Source organism: Uliginosibacterium sp. 31-12 (assembly GCF_030548425.1).
In the GTDB taxonomy this organism is placed as follows: Bacteria; Pseudomonadota; Gammaproteobacteria; order Burkholderiales; family Rhodocyclaceae; genus Uliginosibacterium; species Uliginosibacterium aquaticum.
Genome location: NZ_JAUOOA010000008.1, coordinates 199060 through 221747, shown reverse-complemented (window position 1 = coordinate 221747; position 22688 = coordinate 199060). Strand labels below are relative to the sequence as shown.

Sequence of the window (22688 nt, the reverse complement as noted above, 5' to 3'; positions counted from 1 at the left end):
GCTACGCTTTTTACTGCGCCGCATCGTTTGCGAGAGGGGCGCATTCTACACCCCTTAAACACCTTGTCAAGCATTTTTGAGAAATTCTTTAGAACCACTCAAACCAAAACTTGACTACCGAACCTGCTTCAAACCTAGGCCTGAAGCACTTTCCGACCCTCTTGCTGTTTCGCTTTCGCGTCATCAGCAGAGAAGCGAGATTATGGAGACTGAACCCCGGCACGTCAACAGCTTTGTCGCATTTAAGCAAAGAAACTGCCTATCCCACCTGGCTCCACCGCCAAACCCCACAAACCCCTAAACAAAAGGCCGCTTACGCGGCCTTTTGTTTCCTCGGACAGTGGTTGCTTACACCGAGAACGAGGACCCGCAACCGCAAGTTGTTGTTGCGTTCGGGTTGCGGATCACGAATTGCGAGCCTTCGAGTCCGTCCGTGTAGTCAATCTCGGCTCCCACCAGATACTGATAGCTCATGGAGTCGATCAAAAGAGTGACGCCATTTTTTTGCAACTGGGTATCGTCTTCGTTCACCTCTTCGTCAAAGGTGAAACCGTACTGGAAGCCGGAGCAGCCGCCGCCAGAGACAAACACGCGTAGTTTGAGCTCGGCATTGCCTTCTTCGTCGATAAGTTCCTTGACCTTGCTGGCTGCGCTGTCAGTAAAGACCAGCAGCTCTGGCATTTCAGCGGTAGTTGTGTTCATGTTCTCTCCTGCAGGGAAGCACGGGTTGGTGCTCATATAGTGCCATTGGACCTGATCTGCGCCAACAGGTTCTGGTCTGTACAGCAAAACGCCCCGCACAAGGCGGGGCGTCTAGCAAAACATCTGAAGCAAAAGCTCAGGCCTTCTTGAGCTCCAGCTTTTCCTTGATGCGAGCCGATTTGCCCGAGCGGCTGCGCAGATAGTAGAGCTTGGCGCGACGCACATCGCCACGACGCTTCACTTCAATGCTGGCCACCAACGGGGAGTAGGACTGGAAGGTGCGCTCCACGCCTTCGCCCGAAGAGATCTTGCGAACGATGAAGGACGAGTTTAGGCCACGGTTACGCTTGGCAATCACGACACCCTCGTACGCCTGCAGACGCTCGCGGTTACCTTCCTTCACCTTGACCTGAACGATCACGGTATCGCCAGGAGCGAATTCAGGAATGGTTTTGCCGAGACGGGCAATTTCTTCTTGCTCGAGTTGCTGGATCAGATTCATGCGTATCTCCATTTTTAACAATCACGGTCCGCTTCGGACCCTTCACGCAGAGCAGGTCGCCACCTGATACGTGCCTTGGTTATTCGCTCCGGCGAACCAGAGCACTGCTTTCCCGCTTGAATTCCTCAAGCAGCAAATTCTCTTCGCGACTCAACTCACGACCTTCCAGCATGTCCGGTCGTTTTCGCCGGGTCAGGCCCAAGGCCTGCTTCAAGCGCCATCGTTTGATTTGCGCATGATTGCCAGACATCAGTACCGACGGCACCAAAACGCCGCGATAGTTGTCAGGGCGTGTGTAGTGCGGGCAATCCAACAATCCCGCAACAAAGGAGTCTTCCGCTGCCGAATCCGCATCATTCAAAGCGCCCGGCAATAGCCTAATGATGGCATCCATCAACAACATTGCCGGCAACTCACCACCGGAAACCACAAAATCCCCGATGGAGACTTCCTCATCCACTTCGGCATCAATCAAACGCTGATCAATGCCCTCATAACGCCCGCAGAGCAGGATCAACCCCGGCTCCTGCGCAAGTCGAACCACCCCAGCATGATCCAATGGGCTGCCTTGCGGCGAGAGGTAAACCACCCTCCCCGCTACACCAAGCACTTCCTTTTGCACTGCTTTTGCCGCAGAGATCGCCTTACTCAAAGGCTCAGCCAGCATCACCATGCCCGGCCCACCTCCGTAGGGGCGATCATCAACCGTACGATGCGGATCCACCGTGAAATCACGAGGATTCCAGCACTGTGACTGCCACAAGCCCCGGTCAACCGCTCGCCGGGACACTCCGAAATCGCGAACCGCTGCGAACATTTCGGGAAAAATCGTTACTACATCAAAACGCCGCAAGCCAGCAGAAACCTGACTCACCAGTCCGCCCCCCAGTCGACGCTAATCAGGCCGGCAGCCAGATCCACATCCAACACGTAGGCAGCGACAAAAGGAATCAGTCGCTCTGTTTCGCCATCAGCAATTTCCAGAACGTCGTGAGCGCCAGTCTCGATAAGCCCTCGCACCACGCCTAGCGGCACGCCGGCCTTACCTGTCACGCGCAACCCGATCAGGTCAGCCCAGTAATACTCATCCTTGCCTGGCTTCGGCAAAGCCTCCCGGGGTGCAGCGAGAAACCAACCATCGATAGCCTCGGCAGCTGTTCTGTCTGCAACTCCCTCCAGCGCCACGACAATCAGCTTGCCATGGGGCCGCAGACCACTCGAAACAACCGGGCGCCAGTCTTCCGCTTTTGCGGAATCCGGATCAGGGCCGATCCACCACTGCGGCATACGCCGCCATGACATCGGATCATCACCAAGCGGCTGAACCTTCAGCCAGCCATGAATGCCGAAAGGGGCGACTATGCGCCCCATCACGATCATGGCTTGTCGATCAATCAGGCAGCTGCCTTGGCAGACTGCTTGACCAGACGAGCAACGGTGGGCGACAACTGAGCGCCCTGTTGCTGCCAGTAAGCCAGACGTTCCACATTCACCGACAGGCCTTGTTCGGCGCCGGAAGCCACGGGGTTGTAGTAACCCACGCGCTCGATGAAACGACCATCGCGACGATTGCGGGAATCGGTCGCAACGATGTTGAAGAACGGGCGCTTCTTGGCGCCGCCACGTGCAAGACGGATAACAACCATGGTTCAGTATCCTGAAAAATCCGGTAGCGAATTACCGAAAACCGGCAATCATATAGCTGCCGAACGGGCAGATCAATACCTTCCGCTCCGAACAACCGGAACGAAAGACGGAAAAAACTGGTGCCGCTTGTCTGGATTGAACAGACGACCTACCGCTTACCGTACCACTTCGTCTTTCGACGCCGCCCGAAAGCGTTCGTGGTCTGGACTATCCCTTCACCCTGGCTTTCGCTTTAGGCGCTGCCCGTCTAGTCTCTACACCTTCCCCGTCTCCAGGGCTTGGCTCGGGATTGGCATGCTCTTGCGAACAAAGCTTTCCCCGAATTTGAGCAGTTCTACTCCCAAGGTTTCCCAAGGGGCACTCATGTCAATTTTAAGGCGGTTGCTCTACCACTGAGCTAAAGCGGCACTACCAAACAACAAAACAACCAGTTGGGCTTCAGCGCCCGACCCTCAAGCGGCCCGGAAGACTGCGCCCAAAAACACAAAGCCCGGCCTTTCGGCCAGGCTAAGTATTTGATTCGCTGGTGGTGATGGGCGGAGTCGAACCGCCGACCTATGGGTTATGAATCCATCGCTCTAACCATCTGAGCTACATCACCCCCGAAAGAGCCGGCGATTATAGCGAGGGTCGCGGAGCTTTGCAATGCCCTGAATGCAGGCAAATCGGAGGAGCCGCCTGCGCGCGCACCGTCAAAGCATCGTTAATTCATGCACTTGGGCGGAGCTGGATTGACTTTGGCAGGGTGATGACTGACCATGCGCCCCTTCCCGCAACCAGCCTTGAAACCTCGTGCGCGCCATGAAATCTCTCCTGAAATTCGTGTTGTGTCTGATGCTTACGGGTGCTGCCATGGCCCAAACCGATCCGGTACGCCCCATTCCGGACGATGCACTGAAGGCTGAGATGCAGGTGATCGGGGAGCGCCAGCTGAAGCTCAACAACCTGAGCGTTCGACTCTCTGTCGGCGGCGTGATCGTCAATCAAAACAATCTGGTTGTGCTGACCCAGTCATTGGGCAGTTCAACCTATATCGTTCGTGTGAAATTCAACGCGCAAGGCGAAGCCCAGAAGGTCTGGATCCTGACGGCGGCCGAAGACGCGGTTGCCGCGCCCAAGCTGAAGTCGGACACCCCCTGGTGGAAAGTGTTCTGAGCCTTGCCCCAACCTGCAGTGAAGTGACCTGATGAAGAAGCTGTACATCCGCACCTTCGGGTGCCAGATGAACGAGTACGACTCGGACAAGATGGCCGACGTACTCGCCGCCGGTGAAGAACTGGTCAAAACCGACAACCCCGAAGAAGCCGACGTGATCCTCTTCAACACCTGCTCCGTGCGCGAAAAGGCGCAGGAGAAGGTGTTCCACGACCTGGGTCGGGTCAAGCACCTCAAACAATCGAATCCCAAGCTGATCATCGGCGTAGGGGGCTGCGTGGCCTCTCAGGAAGGCGAGGCGATCATTTCACGCGCGCCTTATGTAGACGTGGTCTTCGGCCCGCAGACCCTGCACCGCCTGCCCGAGCTGATCGAGGCCCGCCGCGAGTCCGGCAAGTCGCAGGTGGACATCAGCTTCCCTGAGAACGAGAAGTTCGATGCCCTGCCGCCCGCCCGAGTCGAGGGCGCTTCGGCTTTCGTGTCGATTATGGAAGGGTGCTCGAAGTTCTGTACCTATTGCATCGTGCCTTACACGCGCGGCGACGAGATCTATCGTCCGCTCGGCGATGTGCTGGCCGAAATCGCCGGACTGACGGAGCAAGGGGTGAAGGAAATCACCCTGCTCGGGCAGAACGTGAATGCATGGCGCGCCCCCGTGGAACCGGGCTCGGAAGAAATGGCGGACTTCGCCTTCCTGCTCGAATGCGTGCATGAAATTCCAGGCGTGGAGCGCATCCGCTACACCACCTCGCACCCGCGCGAGATGACCCAACGCGTGTTCGAGGCCTATGCCAAGCTGCCCAAGCTGGTCTCCCACCTGCATCTGCCGGTGCAGGCCGGATCGGATCGCGTGCTGGCGGCCATGAAACGTGGCTACACGATCCTCGAATACAAATCGGTGGTGAGGAAACTCCGCGCAGCACGGCCGGACCTCTCACTGTCAACTGACTTCATCGTCGGCTTCCCCGGCGAAACAGAGGCCGATTTCGAAGCCACCATGAAGCTGATCGACGAGATCGGTTTCGATGCATCCTTCAGCTTCATCTTCAGCCGCCGCCCCGGCACGCCGGCGGCCGAGATGCATGACGACACGCCGCAGGAATTGAAACTCGCACGGCTGTCGCGCTTGCAAAAGCGTATCGACGAGCTGGCCAGTGAGGTCAGCGCCAGCATGGTCGGCACGACCCAGCGCGTACTGGTGGAAGGCCGCTCAAAGAAAGATCCGGGCGAACTTGCCGCGCGTACCGACAACAACCGCGTCGTGAACTTTAAGGGCAACCCTCGCCAGATCGGCCACTTCATCAATGTGAAGATCACCGCGGCGCTGCCGCATTCGCTGCGCGGCGAGGTGGAGATTGCGGAATAAGCGGTCTGAACAACTGAAACTGGCATCACTCGGTGTCGTGCTCGCAGCCCTTGCTGCCTGCGCGGCAGCACCCGAGCAAGCTGTCAGCAGCGGCGCCACGCCCAAAAAAACAACAGCCAAAACCGTGGCGGCCCCGTTGGCGTCGGCCTCTGCACCCATCGCGACCGCCCCCCCCGGGTCAACCGGCGGTGCCAGCAGCGCGGCCAGCAAGCTGCCGTCTTACGCAGAGCTCATCAAGGACTTCACCCGCCTGCCCGGCTGGCTGAACATCTACAAGAAGGACGAGCGCTACCTCCTGGAGCTCAAGGAGAGCGACTTCGCCCAGCCTTTCTTCTTCACCACCCAACGCAGCCGTGGCATCGGTGAGCGCTGGTTGTGGAGTGGCATGATGCTGGAGTCCGGCATAGGCAAGTTCGTGCGCCTATCGGACCGGGTTCAGTGGATCGAACGCAACGCGGGCTTCGTCGCCAGCAGCAAACCAATGCAGTTCGCGGTAGCAGACGCCTATTCGGACAGCCTGCGTGGCGGCGCAGCCATTCTCAGCCAGCCCCACCCTAGCAGCCGTGCCATTCTGGTTGACCTCAACGCCCTGCTGCTGACCGACTTTTCAGCCAGCGTGGCCCAGCTGCAAAGCACCTACCGCCAGCCCTACCAGTTCGACCGGGCCAACAGCCTGATCCAGCAGGTGCGCAGCAGCAGCGAGGAAACGGTGGTCGAGTTGCTGAGCCACTACGCCGCAGCCTCGCTGGCAGTGCCGACCCCCGGCCAGGCGGTTCAGCCCTCCACGCCGGGCACCCTGCCCGATGCACGCAGCATGTTCCTCGGCTTTGCCGTGAGCTTCTCGCCGCTGCCCACCGAAATGGCGGGCCGCCCAGCCGATGCACGCGTAGGTTACTTCCGCAGCCAGCGCTACAACTACGATCGCAACCTTGCGCCCCATCCACGCGAATACGTAATCAATCGCTGGCGGCTAGAGAAGAAGGATCCGGCGGCCCCCTTGTCCGAGCCCGTCAAGCCAATCACCTACTGGCTGGATCGCAATATCCCCGAGCAATACCGCGACACCGTGCGCGAGGCCATCCTCAGCTGGAACACCGCCTTCGAGCGTGCCGGCTTCAAGGATGCGATCCGCGTCGAGCAGCAGGCTGACGACGCCCCCTGGCGCAGCGCCTCCCGCCAGCACGCCACCGTGCAATGGCTGCTCGGCACCGATGCCCGCGCCTCAATCGGCCCCTCGCTCGTCGATCCACGCAGTGGCGAAATCCTCGATGCGGATATCGTGATCAGTGACTTCCGCCCACGCGGTGCGCGTCAGGCCGCGCTCTATGACTTCCCGCGCAAAGCGCACACCCACGAGCACGACGACCCCTGCGACTTTGCAGAAGCGAGCTTCGCCGACCTCGCCCAGGCCCTCGAACTGGCCACCGCACGCGGCGAAATAGAGCCAGACGGCCCTGAAGCAGAAGCCCTCGCCAAGGACGTGCTGCGCTGGGTGGTAATGCACGAGGTCGGTCACACCCTGGGGCTCACCCACAACTTCCGCGCCTCCTCGGCTTACACCCTGGCCCAGCTGCGCGACCCGGCCTTCGTGGAACGGAACGGTCTGGCCGCCTCGGTGATGGACTACACCCCGCTCAACCAGCACCCCGCCAGCGTCGGCAAGGTCGCTCTGGCCCAGAAAACGCTGGGCCCTTACGACCTGTGGGCCATAGAGTACGGCTACACCCCGCTGCCGCGCGAGGAAGAACGCGCCCAATTGCGCAAGATTGCCGGGCGCGCCGAAAACGATCCGCTGCTGAGCTACGGCGACGATTTCGACGCCGGCAGTTTTGACGGCAACGTGCTCTCCGCCGGCATCGATCCGGCAGTCGCCCGCTACGACCTGGGCAATGATCCGGTGGCCTGGTTCCGCCTGCGCCTGCAGCTCGCCCGCGAATTGTGGGATGCATTGGCCAAACGCCCCCCTTCCGGTCGTGAAGAGGAAGCCCGGGAAACACGCGCGGCAGTCAATAGCAGCCTCAGCCAGCTCGGCATGGCCGCCAGCAATGCGGCACGCAACATCGGCGGCGTCAGCATCAGCCGCCACACTTCACCGGCCCGGCGTGACGTGTTTACGCCACTGCCCGCCTCGGTCCAGCGCGCAACACTTGCGGCCCTCTCTCAGGGGCTGTTCCAGCCCGCCAGCTTCCAGATCGAGCCGGCCTTGCTGCGCCGCCTCGCGCCGGACTACTTCGAACCGCTCAGCCTTGAGCCGCAGCCCGGCATCGGCGCCAGCGTGCTGCGCCAGCAAAGTACGGTACTGGACCTGCTGTTCTCGGACCGTGTCAGTCAGCGCCTGCTCGAAGCCGAGCTGCTGGTCAGCGATCGCTTCAGTCTGGCCGAACTGCACGCCACCCTGCGCCAGGACATCTGGCAGGAACTCAGGGCCGGCACCGACATCCCGCTGCAGCGACGCGCCCTGCAGCGGGCTCACCTGAGTCGGCTGAGCAACCTGATCCTGCGCGGCAGTGGTGCCAGCAGTGGTGCGACAGGCACCGCACCCGCCGATGTGCGCGCCCTGGCCCGCCACGAAGCCAGCGCTCTGCAGCTCGCCTTGCGCACGACCCTGCCGCAGGGCGGGCGCAGCGTGGAAGCACGCGCACATTTGCAGGAATCGCTCGCGACGCTGGACGAGGCCTTGCACGCACCGCTGCTGCGCACGCAGCCGTAACGCTACGGCTTGCCCGGCGCGAGCCGCAGGTAGACAATCGCGGCTTCGCCCCGTGCGGGCCCGTACTGAACTTTCCGGAGTCTTCCGAACATGAAGAAACTGACCGCGCTTGTCGCTGCCGCCCTCACCACCAGCCTGTTGCTTGGCGCCTGTGGCAAGAAGGAAGAAACCCAGATCGCCGCCGAAGCCTCGGCGCCTGTGGTTGCCACCAAGATCGTCGTGGGTCTCGATGATCACTTCCCGCCGATGGGTTTCCGCGATGAGAAGAACGAACTCGTCGGCTTCGACATCGATATGGCCAAGGAAGCCGCCAAGCGCCTGGGCATGGAAGTGGAATTCAAGCCCATCGACTGGAGCGCCAAGGAAGCCGAGCTCAACGGCAAGCGTATCGACGTGCTGTGGAACGGCCTCACCATCACCGAAGAGCGTCGCACCAACATCGGCTTCACCGCGCCCTACCTCGAAAACCACCAGATCGTGATCGTGGCCACCAACTCGCCGATCAAGACCAAGGCCGAACTGGCCGGCAAGATCGTCGGTGTGCAGGAAGGATCGTCCGCTGTGGATGCCGTGAACAAAGATCCGGCAGGCAAAACGCTGAAGGAACTCAAGCAGTTCGGCGACAACGTCACCGCGCTGATGGACCTCTCCGCCGGCCGGCTCGACGCCATCGTGGTCGACGAAGTGGTGGGCCGTTACTACGCAGCCAAGAAGCCTGCCGACTATGTGGTGCTGGGCGACAACTTCGGTACCGAAGAATACGGTGTGGGCGTGCGCAAAGACGACAGCGAACTGCTCGGCAAGCTGGACAAGGCCATGGCTGATATGAAGGCCGATGGCGCAGCTGCGAAGATCTCCGAGCGATGGTTCGGCAAGAACATCGTCAAGTAAGCGACGCACACCCCTGCATCACCCGCACAGCCGGCCCCACGGGGCCGGCTGTGTCTTGAAGGCTTCCGCATGGATTACATACTCAGGATTCTTCCCCAGCTCATCGACGGCGCGGGCATCACGATCCAGGTTTTCCTGATCACCCTCGTCCTCGCTGTGCCGCTGGGCCTTGCCCTCGCGCTGGGGCGTATCTCTCGCTGGCCCGCCGTGTCGGTCGCCGTGAATGGCTACATCTGGCTCATGCGCGGCACACCGCTGATGCTGCAGATGCTCTTCATCTACTTCGCCCTGCCTTTCGTGCCGGGCATCGGCATCCGCCTGCCGGACTTCCCCGCCGCCATCGTGGCCTTCGTGCTGAACTACGCGGCCTACTTCGCCGAGATCTTCCGCGCCGGCATCCAGTCCATCGACCGCGGCCAGTACGAGGGCGCCAAGGTGCTGGGCCTCACCTATGCCCAGACCATGCGCCGCATCGTGCTGCCGCAGATGATCCGCCGCATCCTACCGCCGGTGTCGAATGAAACCATCACGCTGGTGAAGGACACCTCGCTGATCTACGTGCTGGCCATGAACGATCTCTTGCGCGCCGCGCGCGGGATCGTGCAGCGCGACTTCACCACCTCGCCCTTCGTGGTCGCCGCCGCCTTCTACCTGCTGATGACCCTGCTCCTGACCTGGGGCTTCCAGTACCTCGAGAAACGCTACGCAGCCCATGACGAATAAGCCCATGATCAAGGCCAGCGGCCTGCACAAACGCTTCGGCCCCAACGAAGTGCTCAAGGGCGTGTCGCTCGAAATGAGCAAGGGCGAAGTCATCGCCGTGATCGGCCCGTCGGGTTCCGGCAAGAGCACCTTCCTGCGCTGTCTGAACCATCTGGAGACCATCGACGCCGGGCGCATCGAGATCGAAGGCGATGTGCTGGCCGACACCGACGCCGCCGGCCAGGCCCGCTACGCCCCGGAAGCCGAAGTGCGCCGCATCTGCCGGCGCATGGGCATGGTCTTCCAGCACTTCAACCTGTTCCCGCACATGACCGTGCTGCAGAACATCATCGAAGCGCCGATCACCGTGAAAGGCCTGAGCCGCGACGCGATCATTCCCAAGGCCGAAGCCCTGCTCGCCAAGGTCGGCCTCTCGGCCAAGCGCGACGCCTACCCAGCGCGCCTCTCTGGCGGCCAGAAGCAGCGCGTGGCGATCGCACGCGCCTTGGCCATGGAGCCGGACATCATGCTCTTCGACGAACCCACCTCGGCACTGGATCCCGAGCTCACCGGCGAAGTGCTGCGCACCATGCGCCAGCTCGCCGAGGAGCACATGACCATGCTGGTCGTCACCCACGAGATGGGCTTTGCACGCGAAGTGGCCAACCGAGTGATCTTCATGGACCACGGCGAGATCGTGGAGGAACGCCCGGCGGCCGAGTTCTTCGCCAGCCCGGCGCATCCCCGCAGCTGCGCATTTCTCGATAACATGCTCTGATCCAGCTTCCGGAATCGCTTCGTGGTCACTCCCGTCAGCAAGCCCGCTCCCGCCTCCCGGCCGCGCCGCCTTGAACTCCAGCTGGCCCCGCCAGACAACGCCCGGCTCGCCAACCTGTGCGGCGCGCTGGACGAGAACCTGCGTCAGATCGAAGCGGCCTACGATGTGGCCATCGCGCGTCGTGGCGAGCTGCTGACCCTGCACGGCGAAAGCGCCCAGATCAATATCGCCCGCAACGCCCTGCAGGCCTTCTACCGGCGTGCCGACCAGCACCTCACGGTGGAAGATATCCAGCTTGGCCTGATCGAATTCGCCAAGCGCGATGACACCAGCCCTGCCGCGCCCACCCTGCTCACCCGCCGCAGCGATCTGCACGGCCGCACCCCGCGCCAGAACGAATACCTGCGCGCCATTCAGAGCCACGACATCACCTTCGGCCTCGGCCCGGCCGGCACCGGCAAAACCTATCTGGCCGTGGCCTGCGCGGTGGACGCCTTCGAGCGTGAGCAGGTGCAGCGCATCATCCTGACCCGCCCGGCGGTCGAGGCTGGTGAGCGCCTGGGCTTTCTGCCCGGCGACCTCGCGCAGAAGGTCGACCCTTATCTGCGCCCGCTCTACGACGCGCTCTACGATCTGATGGGCTTCGAGCGCGTGGCCAAAATGTTCGAGCGCCAGTGCATCGAGATCGCCCCGCTGGCCTTCATGCGCGGCCGCACCCTGGCCAACGCCTTCATCATCCTCGATGAAGCACAGAACACCACGCCCGAGCAGATGAAGATGTTCCTCACACGCATCGGCATCGGCTCGCGCGCCGTCGTCACTGGAGATCTGACCCAGATCGATCTGCCGCGCGGCCACAAGAGCGGCCTGCTCGACGCAGTGAAGACCCTCGGCGAAGTGCGCGGCATTGCCTACACTCATTTCACCAAGGAAGACGTGGTGCGTCACCCATTGGTGGCCCGCATCGTGGATGCCTACGAACGCGCCGCCGAAAAACGGGATGCCAGCCCGGATTCCACCTCACAGGCCCAGCCATGAAAGCCATGATCCTCGCTGCCGGACGCGGCGAACGCATGCGTCCGCTCACCGACAGCTGCCCCAAACCCCTCCTTTCGGTTGGAGGCAAATCCCTGATCGCATGGCACATCGAGCGCCTCGCACGCGCCGGCATTCACGACATCGTGATCAACCACGCCCATCTCGGTCATCTGATTGAAGAAACGCTGGGCAGCGGCCGCGAATGGGGCGTGAATATCGATTACTCGCGCGAGGGCGAAGCGCTCGAAACCGCCGGAGGAATCGCCACCGCCCTGCCCCTACTGGGCGACGTGCCCTTCCTGGTCGTGAATGGCGATGTGTATTGCGAACTCGATTACGCCACCTTCTGTGCCCGTGCGCTGACCCGCATCACCCAGGGCCAGCACGCCCACCTTGCCCTGGTCGACAACCCACCGCAGCATCCGGACGGTGACTTCGTGCTCGACGCCAGCGGCCAGGTGCTGCGCGAAGGCGGCGCCCGCCTGACCTTCTCCGGCATCGGGCTCTATCGCAGCTCGCTGTTCGCTGCAACCGAGCCCGGCACCAAAGCCAAGCTGGCACCGCTGCTGTTCAAGGCCATCGATGCTGGACGCCTCTCCGGCGAACACTTCCACGGCCGCTGGGAAGACGTCGGCACCCCGCAACGCCTGATCGCGCTGGACGAGGAACTCAAGCGCCGGAGCGCTGCCTGATCTGAAAACACCCCAAGCCTCATCACAACAAGAAGATTGCCGATGAACTTCGATTTCGCCCCCTTCGCTGCCCGCCGCGCCCGCCTCGCCGACCAGATCCGCGCCGCCGGCGGTGGCATTGCCATCGTGCCCACCGCACCGGAGCGCTGCCGCAATCGCGACAGCGACTACCCCTACCGGCACGACAGCTACTTCCACTACCTCAGCGGCTTCGGCGAACCCGAAGCCGTGCTGGTGCTGATCGCCAGCGCAGAGGAAACCCGCAGCGTGCTGTTCTGCCGCGAGAAGAACGAAGAGCGCGAGATCTGGGATGGCTTCCGCTTTGGCCCCGAAGCCGCGCGCGAGCGCTTCGGCATGGATGCCACCCACCCGGTCAGCGAGCTGGCCAAGCGCCTGCCCGAGCTGATCGGCAACCAGCCGGCGCTGTGGTACTCGCTAGGTCACGATGAAGAATGGGACCGCCGCATCACCGACGCCCTGAACAGCGTGCGTGCCGGCGCCCGCAACGGCATCAGCGTGCCGACCGAGATCTGCGACCTGCGCGTGCAGCTCGACGAGATGCGCCTCTTCAAGGATGCCAACGAAATCGGCCTGATGCGCCGCGCCGCCGAAATCACCTCAGCCGCGCACCGCCGCGCCATGCGGGCCTGCCGCCCGGGCATGATGGAATACGAGATCGAAGCCGAAATCCTGCACGAATTCCGCCGCAGCGGCAGCCAGTTCCCGGCCTACACCAGCATCGTCGCCGGTGGCCCGAATGCCTGCGTACTGCACTACAACGCCAACAACCAGCCGCTACGCGATGGCGAACTGCTGCTCATCGATGCCGGCTGCGAGTTCGACAGCTATGCCGCCGACATCACCCGCACCTTCCCGGTGAACGGCCGCTTCGAAGGCCCACAGCGCGACGTCTATGCGCTGGTGCTCGCGTCCCAGAAAGCGGCAATCGCCGAATGCCGGGCCGGCAAATACTTCAACGATCCGCACGACGTGGCCGTACGCATCCTTGCCCAGGGCATGCTGGATCTGAAGCTGCTCAGCGGCAGCCTCGACGAAGTACTTGAAACCAGCAGCTACCGCCGTTTCTACATGCACCGCACCAGTCACTGGCTGGGCATGGATGTGCATGACTGCGGCGAATACAAGCAGCGCGGCCGCTGGCGCGATCTCGAGCCCGGCATGGTGCTGACCATCGAACCCGGCTGCTACATCCGCCCGGCCGACGACGTTCCCGAAGCCTTCTGGAACATCGGCGTGCGCATCGAGGATGACGTGCTGATCACCGGCAATCATCCGGACGTACTCACCTCCGCCGCGCCCAAATGCATCAAGGATGTGGAAGCCTGCATGGCGGAGGCACTCGCCTGATGGCTCCACCGATTGCCATCATCGGTGCCGGCCCGCTCGGGCTGGCCACGGCGCTGGCCTTGTCGCGACGCGGGCAGGCGGTGGAGATTTTCGACGCCCGCAGCCTCGCGGCCACCCAGCAGGACAATCGCACCCTCGCCCTCTCGCACGGCAGCCGTGAGCTGCTCGAGTTACTCGGCGCCTGGCCCGCAGCCCTGGCTACGCCGATCACCCACATCACCATCTCGCAGCAAAGCGACTTCGCGCGCAGTCAGCTCAGCGCCGCCGAACAACGTCTGCCCGCGCTGGGCTACGTCCTCGGCGCCAGCGCCCTGCACGCGGCTCTGCTCAGACAGGTGCAGGCCGCCGGCATTCCGCTGCACGAAGAAACCCGCCTCGAAAGCAGCCAGCCCGAGGCCGCTTACATCGAACTGCAACTGCAGCACGCCACCCGCCAGGCCCGCCTGCTGCTGCGCTGCGAAGGTTTCGTGCCGGAGCAGGAAGCCACCCGCATCCGCGACTACGATCAACACGCCCTGCTGTGCCGCGCCACCCCCGTTGCGCCACACCAGAACCTGGCCCACGAACGCTTCACCGCCCGCGGGCCGATCGCCCTGCTGCCCTTCGGACAGGATTACGCCGTAGTGTGGACCGTGCCGGCACAGGAGGCCGAAGGCCTGCTCACCGCCCCCGAGGCGGAATGGCTCGGCGCATTGAATGGTGCACTGGGCGGCCTCGCCACCCTCAACTCGATCAGCGAGCGCGCCCACCATCCGCTGGGCCTGCGCATGCGCCGCGAGATCACCGCGCCGCGTTGCGTCTGGCTTGGCAACGCAGCTCAGACCCTGCATCCGGTGGCCGGCCAAGGCTTCAACCTGGCGCTGCGCGATGCCTGGGAGCTGGCCGACACGCTCACCGGCGCGAGCGACCCCGGCGCGCCGGAGCTGCTGGCCCGCTATGCAGCCCGCCGCAAGCTGGACCGCGAAGGCGCCGCCGGCTTCACCGATCTGCTGGTGCGCGGCTTCTCCACCCACAACCCGCTGATCTCCGGCCTGCGCGGCGCGGGCCTCGCCGCGCTCGAAGCCCTGCCTCCCCTGCGCCACTTTGTGGCTAAACGCATGATTTACGGGGCCAGGGCCTGGCCTTGAACTTCAGGGCTGAACGCTGAATGCGTCGCCACGTACGACACTGCTGTAGGGTGGAGTGAAACTCCACCAGATGCGTTGACCAGGCTGGCGGAGTTGGCACTCCGCCCTACCGCCCAACGACTTCCGACACCAGACACCCAATACCATGAACCTCCACCTCCTCCGCATCTTCGCCGCCGTCATCGAACAGAAGAGCTTCTCGCGCGCAGCCGAAGTGCAGGGCGTGAGCCAGCCAGCCGTATCGAAAGCGGTACGCGAGCTGGAAGACCAGCTTCAGGTGGTGTTGCTGGAACGCGGCGGACGCTCGTTCAGGCCGTCGGAGGCGGGCCAGATGCTCTACAAGTACGCGCGTGGCATCTTCGCCATGGAGCGTGCTGCCATCGAGGCCGTGCAAGCCTATTCGGAGCTGGAGCGCGGCAGCCTCACCATCGGCGCCTCCACCACCATCGCGGCTTACTGGCTGCCGAAATACATCGCCGAGTTCTCCAGCCAGCACCCCGGCGTGAGCCTGCGTCTGCTCTCCGGCAACACCAAGCAAGTCGCCCAGTGGCTGCTCGATTGCGATGTGGATGTGGCGCTGGTGGAAGGCCATATCGATGACGAGCGTCTCGAGATTCGCCCCTGGCGCCGCGAGCGCATGTTGATCGTGGCAGCCGCCAAGGCCTTCCCGGCCGGACGCAAGCAGCGCGCAACCGATCTCTCGTCCCAACTCTGGCTTTTGCGCGAACCCGGCTCGGGCAGCCGCTCGGTCGTCGAACACGAGATGGAACGGCTCGGCATCCAGCCCGCGCGCACGCTGGAGGCCGGCAGCAACGAGATCATCGTGCAGATGGCTGCGGCAGGGCTCGGCCTGGGGCTGGTGCCGGAGCTGGCTGCGGCCGATGCGATTGCGCTGGGCCGCGTGCAGGTCGTGGAACTTGTCGAAGGCGAAATCAGCCGCGAGCTCTTCCGCCTGCGCCTGCCACGCCGCCCGGTGAGTCAGGGCGCACTGGCCTTTGAAGCCATGATCGGCTGAGGTCCAGACTGCCGAGCCATCAGGTGTGCATGGCCCGCGCGACAAGCAAGGTGTCGGTGAATTGCTCGAAGCGGACGATCTTCCCTTCGGAAAGGCGCCACACATGCGTCACCCGCGCCTGCATCGGCTTGCCGGTCTTGCGGTAGGTGCCGGAGTAAGTGCCGATGCCGACCAGTTGCTCACCACCATCGATGATCTGCTCCAGCGCGAAGCTGTAGCCTTCCCATTCACTATCAAGCACAGCAAAGACATTGGCAATGACCTGATCGGGGCCGATCCAGGTGCCGGCGCAGGGGAAGCCGGCCATCTCGGTCCAGGCCACTTCAGGGGAGACGTCCGCCATCATGGCGGCGAGATCCTGGCGTGCTGACGCAGCGTAGTGTTCGGTGACGATCTGCAGATTGGTTTTCATGACTGTTTCCTGTTTCAGAGCGCGCAGCCATCGGCATCGCAGCCAAAGGCCTCGCCTGTGGCAGGCGCGGTCGCGGCGTGAATCTGATTGCGCAGCCAGGTTTGGAAATCCTGCGCACGCCCCATATAACTTGCAACATCCAGGCGTTTGAAGACGCCCCCGGTTTCGAGCACGAAGCTGGGGAAGCCCTGAGCGGCCATCTGTGCCATGAAGGCCCGGGTCTGCTGGATATGCGCCTGCACAGCCTCGCCCGACTGGTGATCCAGCGCCACCGCGAAGCTTTCCGCGTCCAGACCAAGGCTGGCGGCCACTTCGATCAGCACCGCACGATCCGCGATCCGGCGCCCTTCAACATAGTGGGCAATCTGGAGTTGGGCGAGCATGTCCAGCCCGCGCCCGGCCAGGGCTTCGGCCGCCAGCATGGCCGCCGTCGGCGGCTCGGAGTCGAACACGGCCTCCGTGTCATGCAACAACCCATCGCGATAGCCCTCGCCGAAGGGCTGCCCACTCAGCTGGGCAATCCGAGCGTCATGCGGTTTGACGAAATCGCGTAGCTGCGCGGTGACTGGCTGGCGCCTGGCGCCGGTCATCATGCCGCCGCCATGCGGGATCACGGGTAGGACTTCACGGGCAGCCTTCACTAGCGGCGCGGCGCCATAGCACCAGCCGCACAGGGGGTCATAGAAGTAATGCAGGGTCGTTGCTGACATGATGAGCGTCCTTTAAAAGTGCAAAGCTCCCGCGCCGCCCTGGTGAGTGCGCCGCGGGAGATTTTCAGCGGATTACCACTGCATTTCGCCCTTGTTGACCTTGGCGCCGATGTCCAGCGCGATGCCCAGGCCAGCTTGCGGGTAGGCCTTCTTCATGGCGTCGATCAGCTCGGCACCGCTCTTGGCCTTGGCCGCTTCCACATCAAAACGCTGCAGATAATCGCGGGTGTAGCGAATGGCGCTCACGTCCAGCGCGGTGCCGGCAGCCATGTGGCCCGGCACAACGGTAGCCGGCTTGAGCGCTTCGATCTCGTCGAGCTGGGCGAACCAGGCTTTGCGTTCGCTGGCCTTCTGGGTATCCGCCGTCCACACATGGAGGTTGCCGAAAATCGCGATGTTGCCGGCGATGGTCTTGATCGACGGAATCCACACATAGGGACGATGGGCCAGCTCACCCGTAGTGCCGCGCACTTCGATGGTCTCGCCATCCACGCTCAGGCGGGTGCCCTGCAGGAGATCCGGCACGATCGGCTTCTGCGGTGCATTAGCGCCCATCTTCGGTGCCCAGAACGCCACTTTTCCGGCCAGCTTGGCCTCGATTTTCTCGCGCACGGCCGGGGTGGTCAGCACCTGAGCGTTCGGAAAATAGGCCTTCAACACTTCAGCGCCGAAGTAGAAATCCGGGTCCGCGTTGCTGATGAAGATGGTCTTCAGCGTCTTGCCGCTGTCGAGCACATTGGCCGCCACGCGCAGGGCGTCGGCGCGGGTGAAGCCGCTGTCGATCACGATCGCTTCAGTCTTGCCGCTCACCACCACGGCATTGACATGGAAGCTGTTGCCGTCGGCGTTATAGACCTTAACGCTGAGCGGCGCAGGCGTCTGCGCATTCGCGCCGGTGGAGGCGACGACGCCGAGGGTCAGGGCGGGCACAATGAAACGGACGATGCTGCGGGGCTGGAACATGGTGAATCTCCTTGGGTGGGTTTGCTGTGGAACGAACTTTATGTTTTGCACTCCAGTTGATAAAGTTCGTATCAGTTGAATATTTATTGCATGAATCGACGAAATGGATCGCCTGACAGCTGTGCGCGTCTTTGTGGAAGTGGCCGACCGGGGCAGCCTCACCCAGGCCGCTGAACATCTGGACATGTCGGCCGCGATGGTCAGCCGCTATCTCGCCGCAGTGGAAGACTGGTTCGGCGCCCGCCTGCTGCACCGGACCACGCGCAAGGTCAGCCTCACCGATGCCGGCTTCGCCGCGCTACCCACCTGCCGGCAGCTGCTTGAGCTCGCGGAAGAGGCGCAGCACCTCGCGGCTGAACGCAGCCGCGAGCCCGCTGGCGTGCTGCGCGTTACCAGCTCCGGCTCCTTTGCGGATGCCCAGCTCACAGCGGCGCTGGTCGACTTCCAGCGGCAATATGAGCAGGTGGAAATCGTGCTGTCGGTGGGCGACAAGGCAGCCGATCTGGTGGGTGAGCGGGTCGACCTGGCGGTGCGCATCACCAACACCCTGGACCCGGCGATGATCACGCGGCCACTGGCGCGCTGCCGCTCGAAGCTGTGCGCCTCACCGGACTACCTGAAAAAGCACGGCGTGCCACGTGTGGCAGAGGATTTGCGCCAGCACCGCTGCATTGCGCACGCTTTCGGTATCGGCAAGCAATACCGCTTCACGCAGGGCGGAGAGACGCTCACGGTGCCGGTGGACTGGAGCTTCCACACCAATGAGACCGCCGTGCTGCGGCGGGCCGTGCTTTCGGGCGCGGGCGTCGGCATGTTGCCCACCTACTACCTGGGGGATGAGCTGCGCTCAGGCCGCCTGGTGCAACTGCTGCCGGATCATGAACCGGAGGAGCTGGGCATCCATGCCATCTATCTCTCGCGCCAGCACCAGCCGCTGGCCTTGCGCCTGCTGGTGGATTTTCTGGCCGCGCGCTTTGCCGGCGAGCCGGCGCCCTGGGATCAAATCCTTTAAGCGCGGAAGGAAATGACGCGTCTCATAGCGCTTGCGGAGGTTGTGCAGCCAACCAGGCTTCATAACCACCTTTCAGCGGCCGGGCGGAGAGATAGCCGGCATCCAGCAGTTGGCGCGCCGCATGCTTCGCGCTGGCGTCTTCCGGACACGCACACAGGGTCACAACAGGGCGATCCTTCGGCCACTCGCCGGCGTCAATCAGCAGCAATGCAAGCGTCGTCCGCCTTGCCCCCGGGATCGCCGCGGTTTCGGCTGCCATCGCCGCTCCGCGCAAGTCGAGCACCAGCGGCGCATCGCCCTCGGCCATGGCCGCGATCAACTCGTCGGCAGTGATATGGGGAAGTGCAGCGAGTTTGCGGAAGCGGAATTTCTGCCACAGCTTCCAGCTAAGCCAGCCGCCCAGCAAGACCAGCACCAGCACGAGTGCCGTGCGGGTATGCGCTTCGAGCAAAGCGATGGCAGCTCTGACGGTGTCCTGCAAGAGCCAGCCCGCGCTCAGTGCCAGGCCCGCCCACAACACAGCGCCGGCGCCCGCAGCCAGCAAGAATTTCAGCTGATTCATGCGCAAGGCACCGGCAATCGGCGGCGCTACCGTTGAAAAGCCGGGGATGAATTTGGCGAGCACCAGTGAGGGCAGGCCCCAGCGGATGAAGCGCGCTTCCGTTTCGCTGACGCAGGAAGAAGGGTTGATCGAGAGCTTGCACAGGCCGGCCAGCACCCGGTAGCCGAAGAGCTGACCCGACCAGTACCACAGCCAGTCAGCAATCACCGAGGCCACCAGTGCAGCCGCCAGCACCTGGCCCAGTGCCGAAGGCGTCGTGGCGAGGCTGCCTGCCAGCAGCAGCGTCGGCACCGCAGGCACCGGCAGACCGATCTGCTGCAGAAGAACATTGAGAAAAACAACCGTGACTGCATCCTGCTGCAGCGCACGGGTGATCTGTGCTATTTCCATGACCCACCCAATCAACGAATGTCGTGAGGCTGCTGATGACCCGTGCCGCTTCAAACCGGCACCATCACCCCCTGTGCTGTGCTGTGCTGCTTGCACAACATGCAGGGATGCCAACCCGGAGCTTAACAATAGTCCGGCAACAGGCATCACAAACATTCAAAGTCGCGGGTCGAGTGGCGGCCCCGAAGCGCAGCCACTCGGGCAACTCAGATCTTGATGAAGTTGGTCGCGGCCAGCGAACCGAAGGGCAGCTCGGCCAGCCGGCCGCCCACATCCAGCGCGCCGAGATCTACCGCGAAGTAACCGATGGCTTCGAGGAGCTTGCGCACTTCGGCCTTAGCCGCTGCATCATCGCCGGAATAGAACTGAACGCGTTGCCCGCCGGACACTTCCGGTTCGGCCAGAACGTTCACATCCAGATGGTTGAACGCCTTGACCACACGGGCGCCGGGTACGAGCTCGCGAAACACTTCACTTGAATACTTGCCGCCCAGATCAACCGCCTTGATGCCATAGGCAGCGAGCGGATTGCTCGGGTCTGCAGGCGCGTTGGGGTCGAGAAACTCGACCGGGTTGGTGCCGTCGATGACGATGCGGCCATTCCAGGCCGGCAGACTGCCCAGCACCTTGCCCAGATCGCTCCAGCGCACGGCCACCACCACGATGTCGGCACTGGCCGCTTCCGCAGTAGTACCGGCCTTGATGGTCGGGCCGAGTTCTGCAACCAGGGGCGCCAGGGAGGCTGGGCCACGACTGTTCGAAATAGTGGCCGAGAGGCCTTTGCGGGCCAATGCCCGAGCCAGGTTAGAGCCAAGTGCGCCTGCGCCGATGATGCCGATGTTCATGATTTTTTTCCTCTGTTTGGGTGGGGCTTGAAACGCTGGAGACCCCAGCGCCCCGAAGGCTGGTGGTATCCGCTGACTGAACTACTGATGAATGAAGATTAAAGAGTCCGAGATTAAGTAACTAGACAGCCAAATCGCATTGGACTCGTCCATTAATGAATGTAATTTCCAGAGCCATATCAAGCCAGACGCCCTTCGCGCTGCAGCGTCTTGCCGATCCGCCGGATCTCGGCCTCGCCCTGCGCAAGGGCGCTTGCGTTGGTGTGCACCGAGTAATGACCGGTAACCAGCGGATAAGGGTGCTTTACCGCCGAGCCGAGCACGAAGCTGCTGTCTTGTTTGGCCACGATGTCGATGCTTTGGCTCGACGCCTCTAAGATCACCAGCTCGCCGGCGCTCACGCTTTCATGCGCATCGAGCTGCCCGGTATTCACCGCCAGCCAGGCCACGTCGTGCCCGGCAGGTGGGGTGTAAGACCAGCGCTCGCCCGCCTTGAGGCGCACCGCCAGATAGGTCATGTCGGAGGGCGCCGGAATCGGACTCTGCGCCGTGCCATAGCGACCAAGCATCACGCTCACCGGGCCCACTTGCGGCACGTCTGAGGGCGCCAGATAGAGGCTTTGCGCAGGGGCGTTTTCTTCGCTTGGCGGTAGCGCCACCCACAGCTGAAAGCCATGGATCGGCCCCTCCGTGGCCGGGCCACCGCTGTGCCAGACGCCATGGCCCGCACGCATCCACTCCACGCCGCCAGCGGGCAATGTTCCCGATTTTCCGGTGCTGTCCTCATAGACCACATCGCCTTCGAGCAGGAAGGTGAGCGTCGCGAGGCCGGAATGCGGGTGCATGCCAAAGCCCCTCTGCCCCGTCCTGGCCTTGAAGTTGACGAGATCCAGGAACACAAAGGGCTTGAGTAATTCGCCCAGGTCGCCGGGGCTCATCAGCCGGGTAATCGGCCCATGAGTGCTGCCACGAGTGCGCAGCACGATGGCGGGAGCACCTGTGGTCTGGCGCAGTGCTGGCCTGAGTAGCGTAGATGTCGACATGTGCTTGTCCTCGTGATGGATGGCAGGGCCTGTGCCCGATGTCGAAAGATTAGCTACACGCCGATTGGTTGATTAGATGGTATGTTTTGCTTGGACTCCTCCAATTAATGAAGCAATCACCGCATGCTGGATCTGAATGACGTCGCCTTGTTCGTGCAGGTCGTGCGCAACGGCAGCTTTGCCGAAGCCGCGCGGCGCCTCGGCATGCCGCCGAATACGCTAAGCCGGCGCGTGCAGCAGCTCGAAGAACAGTTGGGCATGCGGCTCTTGCAGCGCTCCACCCGCAAGCTCACCCTGACCAGCGCAGGAGAGGCCTTTCACGCACGCTGCGCCGGCGCAGTCGATGGCCTGAACGAGGCGGCGCAAGACCTGCTGACCGGCACCCAGGAGCCCAGTGGCCTGGTGCGCGTAGCGGCGCCAGCAGACTTCTTCGATTTCTTCCAGATGGAATGGGTGGCCGTTTTTCTGGCGACCTATCCCAAAGTGAGGCTGGACTTCGTGCTCAGCGATGCGAAGACCGACCTGATCGCCGATCAGATCGATCTGGCGCTGCGCGGTGGCCCGATGCAGGACTCCAGCTACATCGGCCGACAGGTGATGCTGTGCGAGACCGCCGACGGACTCGTCGCCAGCCCGGCCTATCTCGCCGCACACGGCCAGCCCGACAGCTTGCAGGACTTGACCCAGCACGCCTGCATCACCTACTCGCAGCCGGGCAAGCTGACGACATGGCGCCTGCTCGACCCGGAGGGAGGCAGTGAAGAAGTACAAGTCACGCCCTGCCTGAGCGGCAACACCGCCCAGGCGCTGCGCAAGGCGGCCGTGGCGGGGATGGGCATCACGCTGCTGCCCCACCCGATTACCCGGTCGGACCTGAAGGCTGGTTTGCTGGTACCGGTGCTGCCTCACTACAAGCGCCCCGGCAGCGGGCTGCACGCGCTCTACCCCAGCCGCCGCCATTTGCCGCCAGCCGTATCGGCATTCATGGCGCTCGTGACAGAAAAGCTGAATGAGCTTCAAGCCTGAGGCCTGGCTCACCTGAACAAGAGGAGAAGCGG

Annotated in this window: 24 protein-coding genes and 1 tRNA gene; 13 read left to right on the top strand and 12 right to left on the bottom strand. The window is 63.0% G+C overall.

What is annotated here, in order from left to right; all coding sequences use genetic code 11:
* Positions 1 to 348: 348 nt before the first annotated feature.
* From erpA to Q3Y64_RS15740, 6 genes are all read right to left on the bottom strand, one after another.
* Positions 349 to 681 (bottom strand): iron-sulfur cluster insertion protein ErpA, encoded by a 333-nt coding sequence (erpA, locus tag Q3Y64_RS15765; RefSeq protein WP_368506661.1) that lies wholly within the window; start codon positions 679 to 681, stop codon positions 349 to 351.
* Between the two features lie 157 nt (positions 682 to 838).
* Positions 839 to 1204, bottom strand: coding sequence for a 50S ribosomal protein L19 (rplS, locus tag Q3Y64_RS15760; RefSeq protein ID WP_101943407.1), 366 nt, complete (start codon positions 1202 to 1204; stop codon positions 839 to 841).
* Positions 1205 to 1283: 79 nt separating this feature from the next.
* Positions 1284 to 2078, bottom strand: coding sequence for a tRNA (guanosine(37)-N1)-methyltransferase TrmD (trmD, locus tag Q3Y64_RS15755; RefSeq protein WP_256376425.1), 795 nt, complete (start codon positions 2076 to 2078; stop codon positions 1284 to 1286).
* Positions 2075 to 2584, bottom strand: coding sequence for a ribosome maturation factor RimM (rimM, locus tag Q3Y64_RS15750; RefSeq protein WP_303563273.1), 510 nt, complete (start codon positions 2582 to 2584; stop codon positions 2075 to 2077). The genes trmD and rimM overlap by 4 nt, the downstream gene beginning before the upstream one ends.
* A gap of 14 nt (positions 2585 to 2598) precedes the next feature.
* Positions 2599 to 2850 carry a 30S ribosomal protein S16 gene (gene rpsP, locus Q3Y64_RS15745; RefSeq protein WP_101943404.1) on the bottom strand — a complete coding sequence of 84 codons (252 nt, stop codon included), beginning with the start codon at positions 2848 to 2850 and terminating at the stop codon, positions 2599 to 2601.
* Positions 2851 to 3375: 525 nt separating this feature from the next.
* Positions 3376 to 3452 (bottom strand) — tRNA-Met (locus tag Q3Y64_RS15740).
* A gap of 200 nt (positions 3453 to 3652) precedes the next feature.
* Here Q3Y64_RS15740 and Q3Y64_RS15735 point away from each other — a divergent pair.
* The 11 genes from Q3Y64_RS15735 (at position 3653) to Q3Y64_RS15685 (ending at position 15693) form a co-directional block, all read left to right on the top strand.
* Positions 3653 to 4006: a hypothetical protein gene (locus Q3Y64_RS15735; RefSeq protein ID WP_101943403.1), complete on the top strand. Its 354-nt coding sequence runs from the start codon at positions 3653 to 3655 to the stop codon at positions 4004 to 4006.
* A gap of 31 nt (positions 4007 to 4037) precedes the next feature.
* The gene (gene miaB, locus Q3Y64_RS15730) at positions 4038 to 5372 is read left to right on the top strand and encodes a tRNA (N6-isopentenyl adenosine(37)-C2)-methylthiotransferase MiaB (protein WP_101943402.1); all 1335 of its coding nucleotides are present in this window, start codon (positions 4038 to 4040) and stop codon (positions 5370 to 5372) included.
* Positions 5373 to 5409: 37 nt separating this feature from the next.
* Positions 5410 to 8082 carry a zinc-dependent metalloprotease gene (locus Q3Y64_RS15725; protein ID WP_303563269.1) on the top strand — a complete coding sequence of 891 codons (2673 nt, stop codon included), beginning with the start codon at positions 5410 to 5412 and terminating at the stop codon, positions 8080 to 8082.
* 90 nt (positions 8083 to 8172) lie between these two features.
* On the top strand, positions 8173 to 8973 hold the full coding sequence (locus Q3Y64_RS15720; protein ID WP_303563267.1) for an amino acid ABC transporter substrate-binding protein: 801 nt from the start codon (positions 8173 to 8175) through the stop codon (positions 8971 to 8973).
* Positions 8974 to 9042: 69 nt separating this feature from the next.
* Positions 9043 to 9696: an amino acid ABC transporter permease gene (locus Q3Y64_RS15715; protein ID WP_101943399.1), complete on the top strand. Its 654-nt coding sequence runs from the start codon at positions 9043 to 9045 to the stop codon at positions 9694 to 9696.
* A gap of 4 nt (positions 9697 to 9700) precedes the next feature.
* On the top strand, positions 9701 to 10453 hold the full coding sequence (locus tag Q3Y64_RS15710; protein ID WP_303563285.1) for an amino acid ABC transporter ATP-binding protein: 753 nt from the start codon (positions 9701 to 9703) through the stop codon (positions 10451 to 10453).
* A 21-nt stretch (positions 10454 to 10474) separates the two neighbouring features.
* Positions 10475 to 11491, top strand: a complete 1017-nt coding sequence (locus Q3Y64_RS15705) for a PhoH family protein (RefSeq protein ID WP_101943397.1) — start codon at positions 10475 to 10477, stop codon at positions 11489 to 11491.
* Positions 11488 to 12183 (top strand): N-acetylmuramate alpha-1-phosphate uridylyltransferase MurU, encoded by a 696-nt coding sequence (gene murU, locus Q3Y64_RS15700; RefSeq protein ID WP_101943396.1) that lies wholly within the window; start codon positions 11488 to 11490, stop codon positions 12181 to 12183. The genes Q3Y64_RS15705 and murU overlap by 4 nt, the downstream gene beginning before the upstream one ends.
* A gap of 42 nt (positions 12184 to 12225) precedes the next feature.
* Positions 12226 to 13551: a Xaa-Pro aminopeptidase gene (pepP, locus tag Q3Y64_RS15695; protein WP_303563263.1), complete on the top strand. Its 1326-nt coding sequence runs from the start codon at positions 12226 to 12228 to the stop codon at positions 13549 to 13551.
* Positions 13551 to 14678 carry an FAD-dependent oxidoreductase gene (locus Q3Y64_RS15690; RefSeq protein ID WP_303563260.1) on the top strand — a complete coding sequence of 376 codons (1128 nt, stop codon included), beginning with the start codon at positions 13551 to 13553 and terminating at the stop codon, positions 14676 to 14678. The genes pepP and Q3Y64_RS15690 overlap by 1 nt, the downstream gene beginning before the upstream one ends.
* A gap of 145 nt (positions 14679 to 14823) precedes the next feature.
* On the top strand, positions 14824 to 15693 hold the full coding sequence (locus Q3Y64_RS15685) for a LysR family transcriptional regulator (protein WP_101943393.1): 870 nt from the start codon (positions 14824 to 14826) through the stop codon (positions 15691 to 15693).
* 19 nt (positions 15694 to 15712) lie between these two features.
* Here the strand turns inward: Q3Y64_RS15685 and Q3Y64_RS15680 are convergent, their stop codons facing one another.
* From Q3Y64_RS15680 to Q3Y64_RS15670, 3 genes are all read right to left on the bottom strand, one after another.
* Complete coding sequence (locus tag Q3Y64_RS15680) at positions 15713 to 16105, bottom strand: nuclear transport factor 2 family protein (protein WP_303563258.1); 393 nt, start codon at positions 16103 to 16105, stop codon at positions 15713 to 15715.
* A gap of 14 nt (positions 16106 to 16119) precedes the next feature.
* Entirely contained in the window at positions 16120 to 16815 is a 696-nt protein-coding gene (locus Q3Y64_RS15675) for a DsbA family protein (RefSeq protein ID WP_303563257.1), read from the bottom strand.
* Between the two features lie 72 nt (positions 16816 to 16887).
* A complete protein-coding gene (locus Q3Y64_RS15670) occupies positions 16888 to 17778 on the bottom strand; it encodes an MBL fold metallo-hydrolase (RefSeq protein WP_303563256.1) in 891 nt (296 codons plus the stop codon).
* Positions 17779 to 17881: 103 nt separating this feature from the next.
* Here Q3Y64_RS15670 and Q3Y64_RS15665 point away from each other — a divergent pair, with 103 nt between their 5' ends.
* Entirely contained in the window at positions 17882 to 18790 is a 909-nt protein-coding gene (locus tag Q3Y64_RS15665; protein WP_303563254.1) for a LysR family transcriptional regulator, read from the top strand.
* Positions 18791 to 18812: 22 nt separating this feature from the next.
* Here Q3Y64_RS15665 and Q3Y64_RS15660 read toward each other — a convergent pair whose 3' ends face one another.
* The 3 genes from Q3Y64_RS15660 to Q3Y64_RS15650 all read right to left on the bottom strand — a co-directional run bounded on the left by Q3Y64_RS15660 (position 18813) and on the right by Q3Y64_RS15650 (position 21630).
* Positions 18813 to 19742: a VTT domain-containing protein gene (locus Q3Y64_RS15660; RefSeq protein ID WP_303563252.1), complete on the bottom strand. Its 930-nt coding sequence runs from the start codon at positions 19740 to 19742 to the stop codon at positions 18813 to 18815.
* Positions 19743 to 19948: 206 nt separating this feature from the next.
* Positions 19949 to 20635 (bottom strand): NADPH-dependent F420 reductase, encoded by a 687-nt coding sequence (locus Q3Y64_RS15655; protein WP_303563283.1) that lies wholly within the window; start codon positions 20633 to 20635, stop codon positions 19949 to 19951.
* A gap of 131 nt (positions 20636 to 20766) precedes the next feature.
* Positions 20767 to 21630: a pirin family protein gene (locus Q3Y64_RS15650; RefSeq protein WP_303563250.1), complete on the bottom strand. Its 864-nt coding sequence runs from the start codon at positions 21628 to 21630 to the stop codon at positions 20767 to 20769.
* A gap of 123 nt (positions 21631 to 21753) precedes the next feature.
* Here Q3Y64_RS15650 and Q3Y64_RS15645 point away from each other — a divergent pair, with 123 nt between their 5' ends.
* Complete coding sequence (locus Q3Y64_RS15645; protein WP_303563249.1) at positions 21754 to 22656, top strand: LysR family transcriptional regulator; 903 nt, start codon at positions 21754 to 21756, stop codon at positions 22654 to 22656.
* The last annotated feature ends 32 nt before the right edge of the window (positions 22657 to 22688 follow it).